Origin of the sequence: Vibrio sp. Y29_XK_CS5 (assembly GCF_024181835.1) — a bacterium.
Lineage (GTDB): Bacteria > Pseudomonadota > Gammaproteobacteria > Enterobacterales > Vibrionaceae > Vibrio > Vibrio harveyi.
Genome location: NZ_JAMZAM010000001.1, coordinates 1,965,686 through 1,984,352, shown reverse-complemented (window position 1 = coordinate 1,984,352; position 18,667 = coordinate 1,965,686). Strand labels below are relative to the sequence as shown.

Genomic DNA, 18,667 nt, shown 5'->3' with positions numbered 1-18,667 from the left:
TCAGTAGCCGGTGAGTTCCATATAACCAGTCCCAGAATGAGAGCCATCAATACGCACTGGACCTTCCCAATAAGGCACCGAAAGCGGCATTTTCGCGTTCGGGTTGAGTGCAGAAATTGTAAGCTCGATTTGCTGCTTAGGAATCGACACTTGCCACTGGGTTGGATAATTGCGACCTTGGATTTCTGTGTGCTTTGTTGCCTCTAACTGAATGTCTTTTTGAGAAATGGCGATGCCAGAACCATCTTGCTGCATCAGCCTTGCGCTGGCGTAACTGGCTTGACCGGTTTTGGAATCTCGCAATTGGAACACCACCAAGCTGGTGTCGTCACTCAACCTTAGGGCAAACCAGTCCCAGCCTTGTTGTGAGTCGAGTAAGAATTGCGAGCTCCACTCTCGGTCTATCCAACCTTTGCCCGACACTTGATGAGTTTTGCCGTCGATAGTGACTTCACCGGAGACATCAATAAACGGTTGGCTGTAGTAATACGAAGCCACCTGACCATCGGCACTCTTGGTGCTGTAACCTTGTTCGCCTTGCTTTTGATAAGGTGCGCTGCTGGTAAGCGTCAGCGAATAGCCAAACTGTTCCGAGTTCGCCTTCAATGTTGCAGGGAAGAGATCGGTGGTTGAAGAAGTCCACTGCCAATCATCGAGATAAACCCGAAATGGTGAAGTGTCGACGCCGGCTAGAGAGGCTTGATCGCGTGACCATTTTTCATCGGCGTAGTGTTTGTCGGTTGTGGTGACCGCGCTGTGTGCCATGAAGATTTGCTGAGTCTGCCATTCGGTTTTCTTCACGTCATCTTCGCCCTTTGGCGGTGGCGGCGGCGCAGCAGCAAAGCGAAATTGTGTCCATTGGACGCCAAGTGGGTTGCTGTCTTCATCAATTAAGTTAGCGGTTAAGTACCACCATTCATGACGAAAATTCGGGTGCGCTTGATGGTCTGCTGGGAAGGTGAGTTCAACCCCTTTTTCCACGGGTGTGAATGGGTTGCTCTCACTTTGCGTATCTCCACTGCCCAGCAATGCGCCCATATTTTGTGTGCTCATATTTTTTTGTTGGGGATCTTCACATCCAAATAGGAACAGACTACCTATGAACAGAGTAAGTTTGCTTGCTAATCGAACCATCACAACACCTCGCTTTGCAAACTGGACACGACAGGCTTGCTGACTAATCGCCACAGCGGAATCAAGGTCGCAATCACTGCCACCAAGATGGTGATCGCCGCAATGCTGAGGGCATCACTCCAATTCCACAGATAATTTAAGCTCCAACCAAAAGCGCGCAAGGTGACGATGTCTGTCAGCACGTAACCCACCATCGCACCGAGGGGCAGGGCGATAACCAGAGTAAAACTGACCAAAGCAACGATCTGTCCGACTACCATGGTCATTAATTTACGACGGCTGACGCCAAGTGCATACAGCCTTGCAATGGCGGCTTTGCGCGCGTCGAGTAACATAAAACAAGCACTGAACAAGCCAATCACTGCGACCATCAACGTCACGCCGTTGAGTGCGCGTGTAATGGCGAAGGTCTGCGAGAAAATATCCAACGCGATGGATTTGATTTGCGCCTGATCGTAGAGCTGACTTGGATGCAGATTCAGTTGCTCGCGCAGTTGGTCGTATACGATTTGTGGGTCACCAGATACTTTAATGCCAAGGCTTGTTGGCAGGTCGGTAAAGCCACTCTCTTGCCATAATTTGGGTGCCAATAACACTTCACCATTGGGTGAACCGTAATCGTGAAATATCGCCCCCACAAGCAGGTTCTTATTTGGAACAGCATCAAGTGTGAGCTCGCTACCCAGTGATAAACCCAGTTTGACCGCGGTTGGTTCACTGATGGCGACTAATTCACCTTGGTAAAAACGTGACCAGAAGTTCTCCAAATGCGATTTGAACACCATGGTTTGCTCTAAGGTGTCTTTGTCTTTGGTGCCAAGTAAAATCGGTAAGCCTTGCAGGTTATCGTCGACGTAGTATTGCTTGTAGACGGTCTCAACATTGTCGAACTGTCCTAATGCGCGCTCTACATCTGCGATTTCCCCTTGGGCAGGGCTGACGTAAATATCGGCGTGCAGTCTTTGTTCTAACCACTGTTTTAGGGTGGATTCAAAGCTGCCCACTAAGGTGTTCATCCCCATATTGGCTGTAACAGCGAGTAGCAGTGCCATCATGGCGAGAGAAAGCGGAGAAATCAGCTCGCGCAGCTCAGCAAACAGATACTGCATCAAACCGGAAGTGGTGCGCTTTTCACACCAATTGGCTAAGACGCTGAGTGTTTTAGGTAGATACAAAGGAATCGACACCACAAGCACGCCGAGCCACGCCATGGTAAAGCGATGATGCTCACTCAGCCATAACCCTGCAAGTGCGAGAGCCGTCAACGCAGCACCTATCAAGAACAATTGGTTTTCGTTAGAGGCTTCAGGTGCTTGATAAAATCCGCCATGAGAGGAAAGCGGCTGGCGCACTCGCTGTTTAAAATGCTGCCAACATGCCAATATGGTTGCGGCTAATGTGAGCAGCAGGGCTTGCGCCCACCATTGCCATTGCCAAGTGCCGGGCAGCAGTGTCGCACCATAAAGTTGTTCTAGAGTCAGTGCTACGGTCGGATGCAACCAATGGCTGAGCTGTATGCCCAATACAAAACCGAGGGAAGCACCGATGGTAACGAGAAGAGAGAGTTCAACTAACAGCGCAGAGAACACAATGCTCGGCGCAACACCTGCCTGTTGGATTTGTACTAACAGACGATTGCGTTTCAGCAAACTGTATTTTACGCCGTTGTAGGCAATGAACAGCCCGACTAAAAAGGCAAGTAAGCTCATTGCTGTGAGATTGAGGTGAAAGCTGTCGGTCAGCGAGCCAAGGTCTGTGCTTTGATTGTTGGAAATCCATTGCCCTTGATCGCCAATCAGCTTCTGCCAATTTGCTTGCGTGTCTTTATTCCTTTTATCACCCGAGTGGAAAACCGCAATGTAACTGAGCTGTCCTTGTTTATTGAGCAGTTGCTGGGCAAAGCCAATGTCCATCAACATTCGGCTACCTAACTGCCATTCGTCGGGTAGCACCACCATTTGGGTTGGAATGTCGTCCAGAGTTAGGGTTTCTACCTCTCCTAAGTTTTGATGTTGAGATTGACTCATCATCACGATTGGCTTGCCGGCTAAAAGCTCAGGCAAAGGTAAAGCACTGTCGAACAAAGAGACGTTCTGTTGGTTTTCTGATGACTTTCCGTTTGCAGAATACCGAGAACGCGAAGAGATGGCGGCAATCAACTCGCTACCTTGCACTGACCAGCGACGCCCTTGTTCGTCTCTCACTCGCCCTTCGATTACAGGTAGTGCTGCACTGAGCCCGTTTTGTCTAAGGGTGAAGTAGAGTGATTCAGGCAGATAGTTTTGCCCTGCTGGTGGAATAATTAAGTTCTGAGCTTGTGCGCTAAGCTGCTCGGTAGACTCTGCATAACTGCGCTTGGCATTGAGGTTGATGGCTTGTACCGCAACAAACAAGGTCACAGCCAACACGATACCGATCAGAATCGCGGCGGCTTGCAGTGGTGCCTGCCGATAGTGCGCCGCAAACAGATTCAGGGCGAGTCGAGTATGCGTGAATCTGGTGTTTTGGAGCTTAGCTTGCTTCATGGTGAAGCTCATGTTTGTTTACTTGATGACTGTTCTGTAGCTGATTATTATCCAATCGCAGCCGTGTTTTCATAAACTCAGCGCAGTCAGGACTGTGGGTGACTAACAGCACTGCCGTATTGCCTTGGGTGGTGATTTCACTCAGTAGTTTCATCACTTCCAAACCAGCTTTTTGGTCGAGGTTACCTGTGGGTTCATCAGCAAGCAGCAGTTTAGGTTTGTGGGCTAATGCGCGCGCAATCGCAACTCGTTGTTGTTGACCACCGGAAAGGGCAGAAACATGTCTATCGAGCAGTTGGCTGATGCCCAGAGTCTCGACCAAGTAATCGCACCAGTCGTTCCATTTCTGTTGATTCAAATGCAGAGGGAAGGCGATGTTTTGCTGCACGTTGAGCGGCGTTAACAGATTGAATTGCTGGAAGATAACACCGAGCTTTTGGTGTCGAAATCGGCTCCATTGTGGGTCTTTCCAAGCCGTCGTGTTATCGCCATCTAACCACAACTCACCTTCGGAAAGCGGCTCAAAGCCAGCGATGATATTGAGTAGGGTACTTTTGCCGCTACCACTGGCGCCCGTCAGCGCAACACTCGCTCCTGTGTTCAACGTAAAGTCGACGCCTTCCAACACGCGATGTGTCTCTTTACCATCGACAAAGCTTTTACTCGCATGTTTAAGTGTGACAAGTGGGCTTTCCATTTCCTCTCCTTGTGTTCAAAGGTGTCGTTTCTTTTGGCAATGGTTATTACAGTAAGTTCTATAGAAACTTTAGACAACAATAAGATAAAAACAGCGATTTACATCGATTTCTTAATAACTTGTACTGAAAAGAAGAGGGATTAGATTAAACGAGGAGGGGATATGGCAGGCATTAAAAAAGCCCGAGTCAGATTCGAGCTTTCAAAGAAATTCAGCGTGGTCGGCTTACACGTAGTACGCTTCAACTTCGCCTTTAAGTTTGATAAGCATTGGGTTACCGAAACGGTCTTTTGCTTTAGGAGAAGCAATTTTTACCCAACCTTCGCTGATGCAGTATTCTTCTACGTCAGTACGCTCTTTGCCGTTAAAACGGATACCGATTTGGTGATCGAAACATTCTTTGATGAAGAATGGGCTACGTGGGTTACCCGCTAGGCGATCTGGTAGAGCTGGTTTAGCTGTATCTGTCATTTTGTGTGACCTTGAAGTCCGTAAAAAAAGTGCGCCATTGTAGTCAGTGCAAGGCGAGTGTTCAAGAAATGTTGATGTGAGTTTGAAGCGTATAACACTCACAGTCATGCTATCGTCTTTTTTGGCATGAATACGCTCTCGATTTCAATTTGATAGCATTAAAGAAAGGTTGCATTATCAACAGATATACCCAAGTGACTTCAAGATGCAGGATTCAGAACGAGTCACTGACTCAAGTTCAAGGAAAACGAAGCAGCGTAATAGACAGCTATTTCCAAGTCGTTTGACGAAGAAATTGTTTCCGTGACTCGTTCCCGAAGGGCGAATTGCCTTGGCTTCCATACTTTGTTAACGATTTTTGATTTATAACCACTAGATCTTCAAATCGTTGCCGCGTCTGCAAACCAAGTCACTTTCGCTGAACCACGCATCTCGAGGTTACTTGGGTATACGAGTACCTATCATTACATCTATAGCTTGTTACCGGTGATCAACTTTTATGAAATTAAACGCATCATTAAGGCGCAAAGAGATTTTGCGGTTCATCCAGAACGCCCAGCGAGGTGAAGTGAGTGACTTTGCCAAGCAATATGATGTGTCAGAAGTGACCATTCGAAATGACCTCAACTATCTAGAGAAACAAGGCTGCGTCAAACGTTGTTATGGCGGAGCACTGTTGAATAATCAGTTTGCGTTTGAACGTCCTCTCAATGATAAAAAGCAGCTCAACAGTAATATCAAGGCGAAGCTCGGAGAGTATGCTGCCTCGTTGATTGCGGACGGCGATAAAATCATTCTCGACTCTGGTTCAACCACAGAGCAAATTGCTTATCATTTGAAAGGCAAGAATGATCTTGTCGTCATGACTAATGGCATTAACATCGCCTATCACCTTGCCAATCAAAGTAATGTCTCTGTTATGGTCACTGGAGGCACCATGCGTGAGAATTCTTATTCCGTCCACGGTTTGAGTGGTGAGGACTTCCTCGCAGGCTATCGCTTTAACAAGCTCTTTTTAGGTGTTGATGGCTTTGACAAATCTACTGGCGTCACGACTCCTCATCAGGGTGAGGCTGACATTAATCGAAGAATGCTTGACGCGGCACAAGTCGTTATTGCTGTAACTGACTCATCAAAGTTTTCTCGTCAGAGTTTTTGCCTTATTGCCCGACCAGAGCAACTTGATATGCTCATTACTGACAGTGGCATCCCGTCCGATTACCTTGAACATCTCACTTCAATGGGCGTTGATGTACGTATTGTTGATTAGTGATTAGTGATATTGGTTTTTCTATCAATATCGTGAAGATTATTTCTGATCGACTTAAACCTTTGTGCAACTTCAGCATCAAAAAAACGCCTTCTAACAACTTCATCGACCTTCAAAAAATAACCGATATTGCATTTTGTGATCTCGCGCAGGCTGTAGTTCGAAACGACAGCTGTTAACTCTATTTCATCCTGCCTTTCACTTTCCTTGTATCGAAAGTGAGTTTTTATGCGCCCCTTTGTGATTACTTTCAATTTAATAACGAAAGAAAAGTCTTTCGTTTTTCATGAAGTGAAAGGTTTTTTGGGGTGAAAACGAAAGAAAAATGACTGTGATCTAGCTTTCACTTTTCCTAACTTCGCCCTGTTTTAATACCAACGAAAAGAAAATCGAAACATTTCTAACGGAAAGCGAAATGGAACGAAAGGAGAGTTGGTGAATGAACAGTGCAGAACGAAGACAGCAAATCATGGCTCATATTTGTCGTCATGGTTCAGGAAAAGTGGACGACTTTGTCGAGCATTACAATGTATCGGCTGTCACCATTCGCCACGACCTCAATCTTCTAGAAAAAGAAGGCTGTGTTTTTCGCTGTTATGGTGGCGCAACACTCAACCCTAACTTTGCCTTTGACCAACCGCTCTACCGCAAAGATCAACTTAATCGCAGTGCGAAACAAGCGATAGCACAGGCTGCTGCGAGCCTTATTCAAGATGGTGAAGCGATCATTTTGGATTCCGGTACCACGATAGGTCTTATGCCGCAGTACTTGGTCAATAAACAGCAATTGGTTGTGATGACCAACGCCCTCAATACCGCCTACCAACTTAGCAAGATGGAAAACGTCGAGTTACATGTGGTTGGAGGTAGCTTGCGTCGCGCTTCTTGTTCACTGATAGGTAACCATGGTGAACAACAAATTCGATCTTACCTTTTTGACAAGCTGTTTTTGGGCGTGGATGGATTCGACCTGCTTGCTGGCGTGACTACGCCGGACAATCAAGAAGCTCAGGTGAATCGCGCCATGTGTGAGGTTGCTCGCCAAGTCATTGCTGTCACCGATTCAAGCAAATTTGGGCGCAAAAGCTTTTGCATGATCCGAGCTGCAAGCCAGATCGACGTCTTGGTCACAGATCGCAACATTCCCCATAACACGCACCAATCCCTTATTGAACTTGGCGTAGATGTCGTCATTGCGGATCAAATCGTTAACTAGGAATCAAAATGAAAGCGTTACTTTCTCTAATCGAGCAACACAAACAAGGTCAGCTTACCGGTATTTATGCTGTGTGTTCTGCTCATCCCTTAGTACTTGAAGCTGCGATAAAGCAGGCTGCGCAAAATGAGCAACTGGTTTTGATTGAGGCAACGTCAAATCAAGTTAATCAGTTTGGTGGCTACACCGGAATGACGCCACAAGATTTCGCGAGCCACGTATTTGATTTGGCTGAGCGGGTTAATTTTCCCGCTGAGAACGTGGTATTGGGTGGCGATCATCTTGGTCCTAACTGTTGGCAGCACTTACCAGCAAGCCAAGCAATGGAATATTCAGCGCAAATGATTCGAGACTATGTTTGCGCGGGCTTTAAGAAGATTCATCTCGATTGTTCAATGCCTTGTGCCGATGACGAGGTACCGCTGAGTGAAGAGCTAATGGCGCAGCGTGCTGCCCAGTTATGTTTGGTGGCAGAGCAAGCATGGAAAACGGTCGGTGGTGAAGCGCCAGTGTATGTGGTTGGCACGGAAGTTCCAACGCCAGGTGGTGCTCTTGATTCGCTTAAAGAAGAAGGTATTCAAGTGACGAAAGCGGAAGAAGCATTGGCAACGCTAAATGCTCATCATCAAACGTTCAGTGATATCGGGCTTAGCTATGTTTGGCCTCGTGTGATTGGCTTAGTGGTGCAACCAGGAGTGGAATTTGATCACCACTCAGTACATCACTACCACAGTGCGGCAGCGCGATCGTTAAGCAATATGATCGACAGCCAACCAAATCTGGTCTTCGAAGCGCATTCTACGGATTACCAAAACCCAGAGGCATATCACCAACTGATTCGCGATCATTTTGCGATTCTCAAAGTCGGTCCAGCTCTCACATTTGCTTTGCGTGAAGCCTTGTATGGTCTGGAATCTGCGGAGAAAGAGTGGTTAGGCGCTCATCATGCTTCTCACTTACGCGAAACCATAGAACAAGTGATGAGAGAGCAACCTAATTATTGGCGTTCTCACTACTCCAGCAAAGGGCATCAACAATATCTCGATTGCAGCTACAGCTTGAGTGATCGCATCCGTTACTACTGGAATCATCCAGAGGTTAAAGCGGCGCAGCAAGCTCTGTTTGACAACTTAGCTGCTCACCCTCTGCCAATCACAATCCTTAGCCAATATTTACCCAACCAAGCTAAGGCAATTTCTCAACATCAAATTCAAAATCAACCTGCTGAGATTGTCGTGCACAAGATAATGGAAGTGACACAAGTCTATTCCGAAGCCTGTTACGCCAATTCAGTGGCTAGCAAGGAGACGACCAAATGAGTTCAGTTTTAGGCTATGAGTTGCCATGGTTAGAAAAACGTAATGGTGTTCATACGGCTCAAGAAATCAGTCATCAACCTCAGTTATGGCGAGCACTTTCTACCATTTTAGAAGAGCAGTATGAGGCAATCCGCGATTTTCTAACGCCTCTGCTTGAGCAGCCAGACCTACGCATTATTTTGACTGGTGCGGGCACATCTGCATTTGTCGGCGATGCGGCAGCACCATTTATTCAAGAGGGGCTGAGATTTCAAGTTGAGTCCATCCCAACCACGGATTTAGTGTCAAACCCGGAACAGTATCTGGACCCGAGTCGTCCGACCTTGGTCGTTTCTTACGCCCGCTCTGGTAATAGCCCGGAAAGTGTTGCTGCTGTTGCTCTTGTCGATCAGCTTGTTCCTCATTGTCATCACTTGTTCTTGACGTGTAACCGTGACGGGGAACTCTCTCATTACGCTCGAACTGCACAAAATGCTTGCTGCGTGATCATGCCTGAAGGCTCAAATGATAAGAGCTTTGCGATGACATCAAGCTTCAGTTGTATGTTGATGTCTACGCTGACGTTATTTGGTGGTCAATCTCCAAAGCAATGGCATGAACAAATTGAAATGGTAGCAGCACTTTGCGAAGCCAAGTTAGAGCAATGGGAGTCTGCTATTAAGGCGCTCGCCAGCCAGCCTTATGAGCGTTTAATCGTAATTGGTAGTGGTGGTTTTGCAGGGCTTGCCCGTGAAGCATCACTCAAATCGCTTGAGCTAAGTGCAGGTAAAGTGATGACGGCTTTCGACTCATCTCTTGGCTTCCGCCATGGTCCTAAATTCACCATTAACGATAAAGCGGTCGTGATCCAGTTGCTATCAAGTGACGCTTATACCCGTGGGTACGATCTGGATTTATTCAATGAGATCCGCCGCGACAAGCAAGCATTAGCTCATATTGCTCTCACAGAACTGTCTCTCAACGAAGATGATGTTTTTGAATTTGGGAGATTGGACTTGGGCGATCAGTGGCTGTGCTTCCCATTCATTCTCTTCTGCCAAATGTTGGCATTTGAAAAATCACTTCAACTGGGATTTGGACCGGACAATCCGTGCCCAACCGGTGAAGTCAATCGTGTGGTGCAAGGTGTCACCATCTACCCATTCAACAAGTAACGGATTCGAAAAGGAATAGACCATGCCAAATATCGTGTTAAGTCGTATTGATGAGCGCCTTGTCCATGGCCAAGTAGGTGTGCAATGGGTAGGTTTTGCGGATGCCAACATTATTGTCGTTGTGAACGATGAGGTAGCAGAAGACACCATTCAACAGAACTTAATGGAGATGGTGCTAGCAGATGGCATCGCAATCCGATTTTGGACGGTGAAAAAGACCATCGACACCATCCATAAAGCGGCTGAACGCCAACGAATTCTAATGGTTTGTCGCACACCAAAAGATTTCCGCCAATTGGTGGAAGGCGGTGTGCCAATTAGCAATATCAACGTCGGAAACATGCACTACGTTGAGGGGAAAAAGCAAATTGCCAAGACGGTTTCAGTCGGAACTGAAGACGTTGCGGAGTTTGAAAAATTAAAAGCACTAGGGGTGAAATGCACGATCCAAGGGGTGCCAACTGAAAGTGCGACTGACCTCTTTACTCTTATCTAACAATAGGAAAGAAATCATGGAAATAGGACTCTTACAGGCCTTGATGCTCGGCATCTTAGCCTTTTTTGCTGGCCTAGATTTATTTAATGGTCTTACTCACTTCCACCGTCCGGTGGTGCTTGGTCCACTTGTTGGTCTGATTTTAGGCGACTTGCAAACCGGTATCTTGGTCGGCGGTACGCTTGAATTGATTTGGATGGGACTTGCCCCTCTTGCGGGGGCTCAACCACCAAACGTTATCATCGGTACCATCGTGGGTACGGCTTTCGCGATTACAACCAAAGTCGAGCCAAATGTTGCGGTTGGCGTCGCTGTGCCTTTCGCCGTTGCCGTACAGATGGGCATTACGCTGCTCTTCTCTGCGATGTCTGCGGTCATGTCTAAGTGTGACGAGTACGCACAAAATGCGGATGCCAATGGTATTGAACGCGTGAACTATATGGCACTTGCTGTACTCGGTTCTTTCTACTTTCTGTGTGCATTCTTACCCGTTTATCTTGGGGCTGAACATGCAGGGAAAATCGTTGAAGTACTACCGAAAGATCTCATTGATGGCTTAGGCGTCGCTGGTGGCATCATGCCTGCAATAGGCTTTGCTGTCTTGATGAAAATCATGATGAAGAACGCCTACATTCCTTACTTCATCCTTGGCTTCGTCGCTGCAGCTTGGCTTCAACTGCCAATCTTAGCGATTGCCGCGGCTGCGACGGCCATGGCCATTATCGACTTCATGCGTAAAACGGAACCCACTCCTGTAACTGCACCTGCTGAGGACTTTGAAGATGGAATCTAATGTAAGTAACGAACTCGACCTTCGTAACCAAAATGTTGATGTGCAGCCAGCTCCTGGCGTGGCTGAAGATGAGTATGAAAATAAAGAGATTGGTGCAGATCTAACCAAAGCAGACATCAATCGTATGGCGTGGCGCTCGCTGTTACTCCAAGCGTCTTTCAACTACGAACGTATGCAGGCTTCTGGTTGGTTGTACGGACTACTGCCTGCGCTGAAGAAGATTCACACCAATAAAGCTGACCTATCTAAAGCAATGCAAGGTCATATGGGGTTCTTCAATACTCACCCGTTCTTGGTGACATTTGTCATGGGGATCGTTCTGGCGATGGAACGCTCCAAGCAAAACGTCAGCAGTATTCAGAGCACTAAGATTGCGGTTGGTGCACCAATGGGTGGCATCGGTGATGCGATGTTCTGGCTGACTCTTCTTCCTATTTGTGGCGGTATCGGTGCAGACCTTGCGCTGCAAGGCTCCATCATGGGTGCGGTGTTCTTTATTGTGCTGTTTAACGTGGTGCATTTTGGTCTGCGATTTGGTCTCGCACATTATGCGTATCGCATGGGGGTTGCTGCTATCCCTGTTATCAAAGCCAACACGAAGAAAGTCGGACACGCGGCTTCGATGGTAGGTATGACGGTGATAGGTGCTTTGGTGGCGACTTATGTTCGTCTATCGACGACCGCAGAAATTACCGCCGGTGATGCCGTGGTGAAACTGCAAGGCGATGTGATCGATAAACTCATGCCAGCGTTTCTTCCATTGGTCTACACCCTAGCTATGTACGCGCTCGTCAAGCGTGGTTGGAGCCCGCTAAAACTTATCGGTATCACCGTGGTGTTAGGCGTTGTAGGGCGTTTTATGGGTTTCTTATAAATCACATTGGACACACAAAACATTGGGGTGGAGTGCTCTGCCCCATTAAGGAAACGTAAATGATTGCTGTAATTCTATCTGGTCACGGAGGGTTTGCTTCCGGTCTTGCCAAAGCGGTGTTTCAGGTTATTGGGGAGCAACCTCAATTTAAGTTTATCGACTTTCCAGAAGAGGCAACGACTCCGCAACTGGAAGTGTCAATGCGCGAGGCGATTAATGAAGTTGATTCTGGCGAAGGTATTGTTTTCTTGACTGATTTGTTGGGAGGTACACCTTTTCGTACCGCATCACTGATCAGTCAAGAGCGTGACGATGTCCAGGTTGTAACGGGAACAAACATGCAGATGGCGGCTGAGATGCTTTTGGAACGCGATGAACTCGATCTCGCAGAGTTTCGCGATCAAGCGCTGGCTTGTGGGCATCGTGGCATTACTTCGTTGAGTGCTGAAATGGCTGAGAGAGCTAAACATGTGGGAACGGTAGAAGAAGATGGCATCTGAACAAGATCGTGCAAGGCATTCTTGCTACCGAGCTCAGCGTGTATTGCAAGGTGATAGATGGCTTGATGATGGGCTAATTCGCATCGACGAAAATGGGGTGATTGATTCTGTTGAGCCATTCAACTCTCATCAACACATTGATTTTATTGACTTAGGTGAGGTGAGCATACTACCCGGTCTGATTGACAGTCATGTGCATGGAGCCAAAGGCTGTGACGTTATGGATGCCGAGCATGACAGCCTCAATACGATGTCTCGCTATTTCGCGAGCTTGGGCGTCACCGCATTTGTTGCCACAACCGTAACCGCTCCTGTGGCAAAAATTCGTGCCGCGTTAAAGCAAGTTGCTGTGAGTAAACGATATGGCGTTGATGGTGCTGAGATCTTAGGTGCGTATCTAGAGGGACCTTATTTCACCGAGAAGAATCGCGGCGCGCACCCGACGACATGGTTTAGAGATTTATCGCTCGAAGAGTTGGAGCAGTGGATTTCTTATTGTGATGACCAGCTCGTCACCGTCGCACTGGCTCCAGAAAAAGACGGGGCAATCGATGCGATTCGTTACCTGAATAAACAGGGTATTAACGTGATGCTTGGGCATACCGATGCGAGTTACGACCAAGTGAAACAGGCGTTGGATGCTGGCGCAAATGGCATTGTCCACTGCTACAACGGCATGCGTGGTCTACATCACCGAGATCCAGGAGTCGTTGGGGCAGGGCTTATCCACCCTAATAGCTATGTCGAAATGATTGCCGATGGGCATCACGTTCATTCTGCTGCTATAGATGTCGCGCATCGCTGTTGTGGTCAACGCATGACGCTGATTACCGATGCTATGAGTGCGACAGGAATGCCTGATGGTCGCTACACGCTTGGTGAATACGAAGTGCAAATGAAAGGCGGCGTCGTTACTACAGAAAGTGGAAGTTTGGCAGGCAGCACTTTGACCTTGCCGCAAGCAGTTAAAAATATTCATAAATGGCTAAACATCCCACTAGAGCAAGCTTGGTTGATGGCATCGTTAACTCCGGCTCAATCGTTAGGTTTGCAACACCAATTAGGCACCCTAGAAGCCGGAAAGCGCGCATCTATGGTCGCTGTTAAATCAGATTTCTCAATTGTAAAAACTTGGGTCAATGGGCGTCTTGTGTTTGATGCATCCGTACCAAGTCAGGAGGCTTTATGTATCTAATTTCTTCCCGTGAAATGCTAAAACGTGCTCAACAAGCTGGTTATGCGGTGCCTGCATTTAATATTCATAACTTAGAGACGGTCCAAGTCATTGTTGAAACCGCTTCAGAGATGGGCTCCCCAGTGATTCTCGCAGGCACGCCGGGAACTTTTGATTATGCGGGCACCGATTACCTGATCAGTATTTGTAAAGAAGCTGCACATAAGCATTCAATCCCGTTGGTTCTTCATCTTGATCACCATGAAGACCTACAAGACATTTGTACTAAGGTCGATCACGGTATTCGTTCTGTAATGATTGATGGTTCGCATTATGCGTTTGATCAGAACATAGGGATTGTGCGCTCGGTGGTTCAATACTGTAACCGATTCGACGCAAGTGTCGAAGCTGAGTTAGGTCGTTTAGGCGGTCAAGAAGACGATCTGATTGTCGACAGTGCCGATGCACTAATGACCGACCCAGCTTCTGCCGCAGAGTTTGTTCGTCGTACTGGTATTGATTCGTTAGCTGTGGCAATTGGCACAGCTCATGGCTTGTATAAAGCGGAGCCTAAACTCGACTTTAACCGCTTAGATAAAATCCGTGGTGTTGTCGATATTCCGTTAGTACTGCATGGCGCATCAGGTGTTCCTGATGAAATGGTTCGTCGTTGTATTGACCTTGGCGTGTGCAAGGTGAACGTGGCGACTGAGCTGAAGATCGCGTTCTCAAATGCTGTCAAACAACATTTTGCGCATCACCCTGACGCAAACGACCCTCGTAAATACATCACGCCTGGTAAAGCGGCGATGAAACAGGTGGTGATGGATAAGATCCATATGTGCGGAAGTGAAGGAAAGCTCTAGGGTCTGTTGACCCTAACAACTGATTATATTTGGTAAACTCCCCCCGATGACATGTTTACCTAGGTGCTAGGTCTTCTAGCACCTTTTTATCTTTATGACATTTTAACCGTTATGATGTGGGTATTACGCCCGATAGAATTTACTGTCGTTGAACACGTCACGATCACGTGGATCATTCGATAAGAACATCCACATCTCTTTCATGCTTTGTTCAAAGAATTCTTCCTCAAACACCACCATGGAACAATGTTCATTCAGCCTGATGACAAAAGATTCGAGTGCTTCAAAACCGATGTTTTCGATGTCATCAATATCGATAAAATAAAGTTTCTTATCAGTTTTTTGCGCGCTTTCTGCGGGCAATTTGCCTTTACCAAGAGCAGAGAAGTTGAGCTCTACCGTCAACCCCGTGCGGTTTTGCGTGAGCTCATAGACGTCTTCTGATTGCGTCACAACGCTGTAATTCAGAGCATCAAAGTAGCTGAGCGTTTCTTGCTTCATTGGGTATAAGTCTTCCATAAATTGTGCGAGTGCAATCTTGCTCTATTCGCTTATAAGCCTTTTAAATACTGAGCATTAGCAGTAGGGTGAATCGCAACATTCAGAGCGTCTAGATTCTGCTCATTGTGTTCATCAAGCAGCGTTGAAAAAGCCTCTATTAGCTCAGGTTTGGTGATTGTGACTTTGGTTTCTGTCTGGATATCACGTAGGTCAATCAACACGTCTGTAAACAGTTGCGGCAAATCTTGCAGTACTTGCAGGTTCAGCACGTTATGTTCGCTGTAAATTGCGTTATGGCTGCCTTTTTGCTTTTGTACCACATATGGGTTGTCTTTGAGGTTGATGATTGATGTGCGTTTATCACAACGCTTCAAACAACCTTTGTTAACCTTGATTTTGCGGCAACCTTCGGTTTGTTGGAACAAACATTGGCGACTGGTTAAGAGCGTATTTGGGTGGTAAATGCTGTAGTAACTGCGCATGTTGTGTGGGCGTTTAATATGACGCATTTGCTTCATGTTCAGCTCGTTTGAGATAAATGCTCCGCGTGCCGCGAATTCTTCTTGCAAACACTTAAATGAGTATGAGTTCACCGTATTCATTTGTGGACCTGCAACCCAACCTAATCCAAGCTCTTGAGCGAGTATGCCTACGCCAGAGTTGTTGGTGATCAGCAGCTCTGGTTGGATAATGTCTAAGAACTTGCGTGCAGCTTGGTAATCGTCGCCAATCAAAATTGCAGGGAACCAAGGCTTCAACGCCGTGTTTTCTTGGAATAAGTCGACCATGGCGTTTAACTCGCTCGCTAATCCCATTGGTAGTTGAAAGTACACATCGACATCGCGATATTTGCACAGCGAAGCATCTTCTAGCGACGAAATCAGTACCGATAGTTTTGCTGTCCCTTCACGCTCTTGTGGCTGAGGTAGCGTCGGTAAACTCGGTACATCAATGGCGCCTTTTAAACTACTGCCTGAGGTTTGTGTTGCCGTGACGTCGAAGTCTTGCGTCTTCTCGGCGACTTTTTCGATGATTGCGGTTTTGTCGTCGTACAGCTTCTTCTTCACTGTTTGCACATCGTCCGCGGATTCGCATTTGTATATCTTTGAGAAGTGTTTCACCGCATGGTCGCGTGGGTTGTCGATGTACATCGCTTTACCGAAGTCGCCTTGCAAAAATGCGTTGGAGAAATCACGGTTGAATACGGTGTACAACTCTGTGGTGTCGCTCGACAGCTCTACGCCATCACATAAGCGATCAATCTGCTTACGCCAATTATCGACGACGGTGTATACGTAGTGGGATTTCTTGATGCGACCTTCTACTTTCAATGAATACACACCTGCATCGGCAAGCGCTTCTAGATCGCCAAAAGCTGAGTTGTCTTTCATGTTGAGCGGGTAGCTGTTGCCTGTCTTGGTTGTCTCGTATTGCTCACGACAAGGCTGACTACAGCGTCCACGGTTGCCCGATGCACCATTACGCGCTGAGCTAATGTAGCAAATGCCAGAGAAACCAATGCAGTAAGAGCCGTGCACGAACACTTCCATCATCACGTTGTGCTGACGACCGAACTGAGCCAAGTGTTTTATTTCATGGATATTGAGTTCACGAGAGAGGTTCACGCGGCTCGCTGTCAACTGATTGAGGAACAGAATCTGTCCTTCATTGTGAGTGTTGAGCTGGGTTGAAGCGTGTACATCTAACTCTGGGAAGTGGTTCTTGAGAATGTAAGCAAGACCAAGATCCTGCACGATTACGCCGTCAATCGCGGTGTTGTTCAACTGGCTAAGTAAGCGAACTATAGCAGGAATTTCGCTTTCCAGAATTAACACGTTCAACGTGAGGAAAATTTTACAATTGTGCTGATGCGCCAACTGTAATACGCCGTTCAAGTTATCTAAGGTGAGGTTGGTTGCGCGGTTACGTGCATTAAAGCGGTCAAGTCCGCAGTAGATAGCATCGGCACCTGCAGCAATGGCCGCTTTAATGGAATCTAAATCGCCACCTGGCGCTAATAACTCAAATTGATCGCGTGTCACTAGTTAACTCTTACTCAATAAAATAGGTTGCGTATTTTATGTGCTTCACAGTTTTAATGTTGGATTGATTAACGCTTTATTAATCTGAATCAATTATTGCCTGTTGGTCGGTCTATTGTGATTACGGGAAGTCATGACCTGAGTCCACATGCTCGCGAGTCGGTGACTTGGGTATATAATTTTTTGGATATAGTAAAAATAAGGAATTGGCAGATGGTAAAAGTAATCACAGTTGGGTTGGTTGTTGCTCTGGCGTCATTTTCGACCCTAGCAGAAGAGAGTGTTATCCGCGTTGCAAGCCAACATTCGGTGCAAGATACAGCGAATAAATTTGTTCAGATTGCTCAGGGTAAAGGGTTGAATGTGTTTGCTCGCGTGAACCATCAAGAGAATGCGGCGAAGGTCGATATGACGCTACGACCAACAGAAGTGATCGTGTTTGGCAACCCAAAAGTAGGGACGCCATTGATGCAATGTGCACAAGAAGTGGCGATTGATTTACCGCAAAAAGTGCTGGTTTATGAGGATGCAGAAGGTAAGACATGGCTTGCTTACAACAACCCAATGTATCTAAAAGAGCGCCACGGTATTGAAGGGTGTGATGAAGTGCTGACGAAGGTGAGTGGTGTACTCAGTAAGCTAACCGGTGCAGCGGCAAAATAGTGCTTGAAGAATAGGGGCTTATCATCGCTATCTAAGCTTACGACGCTATCATCTATATTAATTTTGAAAACAAAAATCCCCGATATATTGCTCGGGGATTTTATTTTTAGCTGCTGTTGAACGCTAAGACTAAGTTCGCCGTTTATTGCGTTTATACTGGCTGCGGCTTGGGCTGATAACGCCCTGGTTTGTGGTTCATCGCCAAGATCAAGTTGGTCGCCACAGCGCCAAGTACAGAAAGAGCAATCAAGTAAACATCAACGATAAACAGCGACATCACTACGATGGTGCAGTCCAGAGCCATTTGTACTTTACCTGCTCGAATACCAAAGCGTTCCTGAAGAAAAAGCGCCAAGATGTTGAAGCCACCTAAACTCATCTTGTGGCGGAAAATTACCAGCATGCCCATGCCAATCAAACCACCACCGAGTAGCGCTGCGTACACGGGCTCAATACGAGAAATCTCAATCACATGATGCAAATGGTCTACCGCAAAAGACACGATCGAAACCGCAATAAAAGTGTTGATGGTAAAACGCCAACCCATGCGCATCACAGAGAGAATGTAGAACGGCAGGTTCAGTGCGAAGAATATCTGGCCAAAACTGAAGTCGCTGACTTTGGTAAGGAAGATCGCCAAACCGGCCGTTCCGCCAGTGAGCAATCCCACCTTGCTGAAGAAGATAACCCCAAGTGACACCAACGCACTACCGAGCGTCAAGGCCAAGAGGTTTTCTCTAAGGCTATGATCTTTATCCATAAAAGTATTTTCCTTGGTATTAAAGCCGTTTTAGCTGTAAGAACGAAACCAAAACGGATGCGGTTAGCAAAACGCCAACCAAATAGTGATAAACCGCTGAATAAAATGTCGTGAAAAGTGATTGATGTCGAGTTTTCGACCTAGATTGCGCGGATGTTAACTGTTTAACAGACTTTACACATTAAGCTAGGGCATGTTGCTCTTTGCTGTAC

18 protein-coding genes are annotated in these 18,667 nt (G+C 46.9%); 11 read left to right on the top strand and 7 right to left on the bottom strand.

The genetic code is table 11. The features are described 5' to 3' along the window. The 4 genes from NL647_RS08875 to NL647_RS08860 all read right to left on the bottom strand — a co-directional run bounded on the left by NL647_RS08875 (position 1) and on the right by NL647_RS08860 (position 4,827). Complete coding sequence (locus tag NL647_RS08875; RefSeq protein ID WP_253650013.1) at positions 1 to 1,134, bottom strand: lipocalin-like domain-containing protein; 1,134 nt, start codon at positions 1,132 to 1,134, stop codon at positions 1 to 3. Next, the gene (locus NL647_RS08870) at positions 1,134 to 3,659 is read right to left on the bottom strand and encodes an ABC transporter permease (protein WP_253650116.1); all 2,526 of its coding nucleotides are present in this window, start codon (positions 3,657 to 3,659) and stop codon (positions 1,134 to 1,136) included. Before NL647_RS08870 ends, NL647_RS08875 begins: the two co-directional genes overlap by 1 nt. Beyond that, on the bottom strand, positions 3,646 to 4,356 hold the full coding sequence (locus NL647_RS08865; RefSeq protein ID WP_005448934.1) for an ABC transporter ATP-binding protein: 711 nt from the start codon (positions 4,354 to 4,356) through the stop codon (positions 3,646 to 3,648). The genes NL647_RS08870 and NL647_RS08865 overlap by 14 nt, the downstream gene beginning before the upstream one ends. Before the next feature lie 225 nt (positions 4,357 to 4,581). Next, positions 4,582 to 4,827: a DUF3297 family protein gene (locus NL647_RS08860; protein ID WP_005448935.1), complete on the bottom strand. Its 246-nt coding sequence runs from the start codon at positions 4,825 to 4,827 to the stop codon at positions 4,582 to 4,584. 499 nt (positions 4,828 to 5,326) lie between these two features. On the opposite strand from NL647_RS08860, the gene agaR (NL647_RS08855) reads away from it, so the two are divergent. The 10 genes from agaR (NL647_RS08855) (at position 5,327) to NL647_RS08810 (ending at position 14,489) form a co-directional block, all read left to right on the top strand. Further along, on the top strand, positions 5,327 to 6,097 hold the full coding sequence (gene agaR, locus NL647_RS08855) for a transcriptional repressor AgaR (protein ID WP_009696595.1): 771 nt from the start codon (positions 5,327 to 5,329) through the stop codon (positions 6,095 to 6,097). Positions 6,098 to 6,536: 439 nt separating this feature from the next. Further along, entirely contained in the window at positions 6,537 to 7,313 is a 777-nt protein-coding gene (agaR, locus tag NL647_RS08850) for a transcriptional repressor AgaR (protein WP_005448941.1), read from the top strand. A gap of 8 nt (positions 7,314 to 7,321) precedes the next feature. Next, positions 7,322 to 8,632, top strand: coding sequence for a D-tagatose-bisphosphate aldolase, class II, non-catalytic subunit (locus NL647_RS08845; protein WP_253650012.1), 1,311 nt, complete (start codon positions 7,322 to 7,324; stop codon positions 8,630 to 8,632). Beyond that, entirely contained in the window at positions 8,629 to 9,786 is a 1,158-nt protein-coding gene (locus NL647_RS08840; protein ID WP_253650011.1) for an SIS domain-containing protein, read from the top strand. Before NL647_RS08845 ends, NL647_RS08840 begins: the two co-directional genes overlap by 4 nt. 22 nt (positions 9,787 to 9,808) lie before the next feature. Continuing rightward, the gene (gene agaV / locus NL647_RS08835) at positions 9,809 to 10,282 is read left to right on the top strand and encodes a PTS N-acetylgalactosamine transporter subunit IIB (protein ID WP_005448946.1); all 474 of its coding nucleotides are present in this window, start codon (positions 9,809 to 9,811) and stop codon (positions 10,280 to 10,282) included. Positions 10,283 to 10,298: 16 nt separating this feature from the next. Continuing rightward, positions 10,299 to 11,075 (top strand): PTS N-acetylgalactosamine transporter subunit IIC, encoded by a 777-nt coding sequence (agaW, locus tag NL647_RS08830; protein ID WP_045486019.1) that lies wholly within the window; start codon positions 10,299 to 10,301, stop codon positions 11,073 to 11,075. After that, positions 11,065 to 11,949, top strand: coding sequence for a PTS N-acetylgalactosamine transporter subunit IID (agaE, locus tag NL647_RS08825; protein WP_009696601.1), 885 nt, complete (start codon positions 11,065 to 11,067; stop codon positions 11,947 to 11,949). Before agaW ends, agaE begins: the two co-directional genes overlap by 11 nt. 59 nt (positions 11,950 to 12,008) lie before the next feature. Further along, complete coding sequence (gene agaF, locus NL647_RS08820) at positions 12,009 to 12,449, top strand: PTS galactosamine/N-acetylgalactosamine transporter subunit IIA (protein ID WP_009702878.1); 441 nt, start codon at positions 12,009 to 12,011, stop codon at positions 12,447 to 12,449. Then, on the top strand, positions 12,439 to 13,644 hold the full coding sequence (gene nagA, locus NL647_RS08815) for an N-acetylglucosamine-6-phosphate deacetylase (RefSeq protein ID WP_253650010.1): 1,206 nt from the start codon (positions 12,439 to 12,441) through the stop codon (positions 13,642 to 13,644). The genes agaF and nagA overlap by 11 nt, the downstream gene beginning before the upstream one ends. Next, on the top strand, positions 13,635 to 14,489 hold the full coding sequence (locus NL647_RS08810) for a tagatose bisphosphate family class II aldolase (RefSeq protein WP_253650009.1): 855 nt from the start codon (positions 13,635 to 13,637) through the stop codon (positions 14,487 to 14,489). Before nagA ends, NL647_RS08810 begins: the two co-directional genes overlap by 10 nt. Before the next feature lie 123 nt (positions 14,490 to 14,612). On the opposite strand, the gene NL647_RS08805 is transcribed toward NL647_RS08810, so the two are convergent. Together NL647_RS08805 and NL647_RS08800 are read right to left on the bottom strand one after the other, a co-directional pair. Then, positions 14,613 to 15,008 carry a hypothetical protein gene (locus NL647_RS08805; protein ID WP_199450140.1) on the bottom strand — a complete coding sequence of 132 codons (396 nt, stop codon included), beginning with the start codon at positions 15,006 to 15,008 and terminating at the stop codon, positions 14,613 to 14,615. 32 nt (positions 15,009 to 15,040) lie between these two features. Continuing rightward, on the bottom strand, positions 15,041 to 17,032 hold the full coding sequence (locus NL647_RS08800) for a peptidase U32 family protein (RefSeq protein ID WP_253650008.1): 1,992 nt from the start codon (positions 17,030 to 17,032) through the stop codon (positions 15,041 to 15,043). A 213-nt stretch (positions 17,033 to 17,245) separates the two neighbouring features. Between NL647_RS08800 and NL647_RS08795 the strand changes: the two genes are divergently transcribed. Next, positions 17,246 to 17,695 (top strand): DUF302 domain-containing protein, encoded by a 450-nt coding sequence (locus NL647_RS08795; protein ID WP_005448963.1) that lies wholly within the window; start codon positions 17,246 to 17,248, stop codon positions 17,693 to 17,695. Positions 17,696 to 17,846: 151 nt separating this feature from the next. On the opposite strand, the gene NL647_RS08790 is transcribed toward NL647_RS08795, so the two are convergent. Beyond that, positions 17,847 to 18,455, bottom strand: coding sequence for a YitT family protein (locus NL647_RS08790; protein ID WP_005448966.1), 609 nt, complete (start codon positions 18,453 to 18,455; stop codon positions 17,847 to 17,849). Between the last annotated feature and the right edge of the window lie 212 nt (positions 18,456 to 18,667).

Bases quoted from the DNA above. Each gene is read 5' to 3' on its own strand.
- agaW (WP_045486019.1), top strand. From the start codon at position 10,299: ATGGAAATAGGACTCTTACAGGCCTTGATGCTCGGCATCTTAGCCTTT.
- agaF (WP_009702878.1), top strand. From the start codon at position 12,009: ATGATTGCTGTAATTCTATCTGGTCACGGAGGGTTTGCTTCCGGTCTT.
- NL647_RS08875 (WP_253650013.1), bottom strand. From the start codon at position 1,134: ATGGTTCGATTAGCAAGCAAACTTACTCTGTTCATAGGTAGTCTGTTC.
- NL647_RS08845 (WP_253650012.1), top strand. From the start codon at position 7,322: ATGAAAGCGTTACTTTCTCTAATCGAGCAACACAAACAAGGTCAGCTT.
- NL647_RS08790 (WP_005448966.1), bottom strand. From the start codon at position 18,455: ATGGATAAAGATCATAGCCTTAGAGAAAACCTCTTGGCCTTGACGCTC.
- NL647_RS08840 (WP_253650011.1), top strand. From the start codon at position 8,629: ATGAGTTCAGTTTTAGGCTATGAGTTGCCATGGTTAGAAAAACGTAAT.
- NL647_RS08795 (WP_005448963.1), top strand. From the start codon at position 17,246: ATGGTAAAAGTAATCACAGTTGGGTTGGTTGTTGCTCTGGCGTCATTT.
- NL647_RS08865 (WP_005448934.1), bottom strand. From the start codon at position 4,356: ATGGAAAGCCCACTTGTCACACTTAAACATGCGAGTAAAAGCTTTGTC.
- NL647_RS08810 (WP_253650009.1), top strand. From the start codon at position 13,635: ATGTATCTAATTTCTTCCCGTGAAATGCTAAAACGTGCTCAACAAGCT.
- nagA (WP_253650010.1), top strand. From the start codon at position 12,439: ATGGCATCTGAACAAGATCGTGCAAGGCATTCTTGCTACCGAGCTCAG.
- agaR (WP_009696595.1), top strand. From the start codon at position 5,327: ATGAAATTAAACGCATCATTAAGGCGCAAAGAGATTTTGCGGTTCATC.
- agaR (WP_005448941.1), top strand. From the start codon at position 6,537: ATGAACAGTGCAGAACGAAGACAGCAAATCATGGCTCATATTTGTCGT.
- agaV (WP_005448946.1), top strand. From the start codon at position 9,809: ATGCCAAATATCGTGTTAAGTCGTATTGATGAGCGCCTTGTCCATGGC.
- NL647_RS08860 (WP_005448935.1), bottom strand. From the start codon at position 4,827: ATGACAGATACAGCTAAACCAGCTCTACCAGATCGCCTAGCGGGTAAC.
- agaE (WP_009696601.1), top strand. From the start codon at position 11,065: ATGGAATCTAATGTAAGTAACGAACTCGACCTTCGTAACCAAAATGTT.
- NL647_RS08805 (WP_199450140.1), bottom strand. From the start codon at position 15,008: ATGGAAGACTTATACCCAATGAAGCAAGAAACGCTCAGCTACTTTGAT.
- NL647_RS08870 (WP_253650116.1), bottom strand. From the start codon at position 3,659: ATGAAGCAAGCTAAGCTCCAAAACACCAGATTCACGCATACTCGACTC.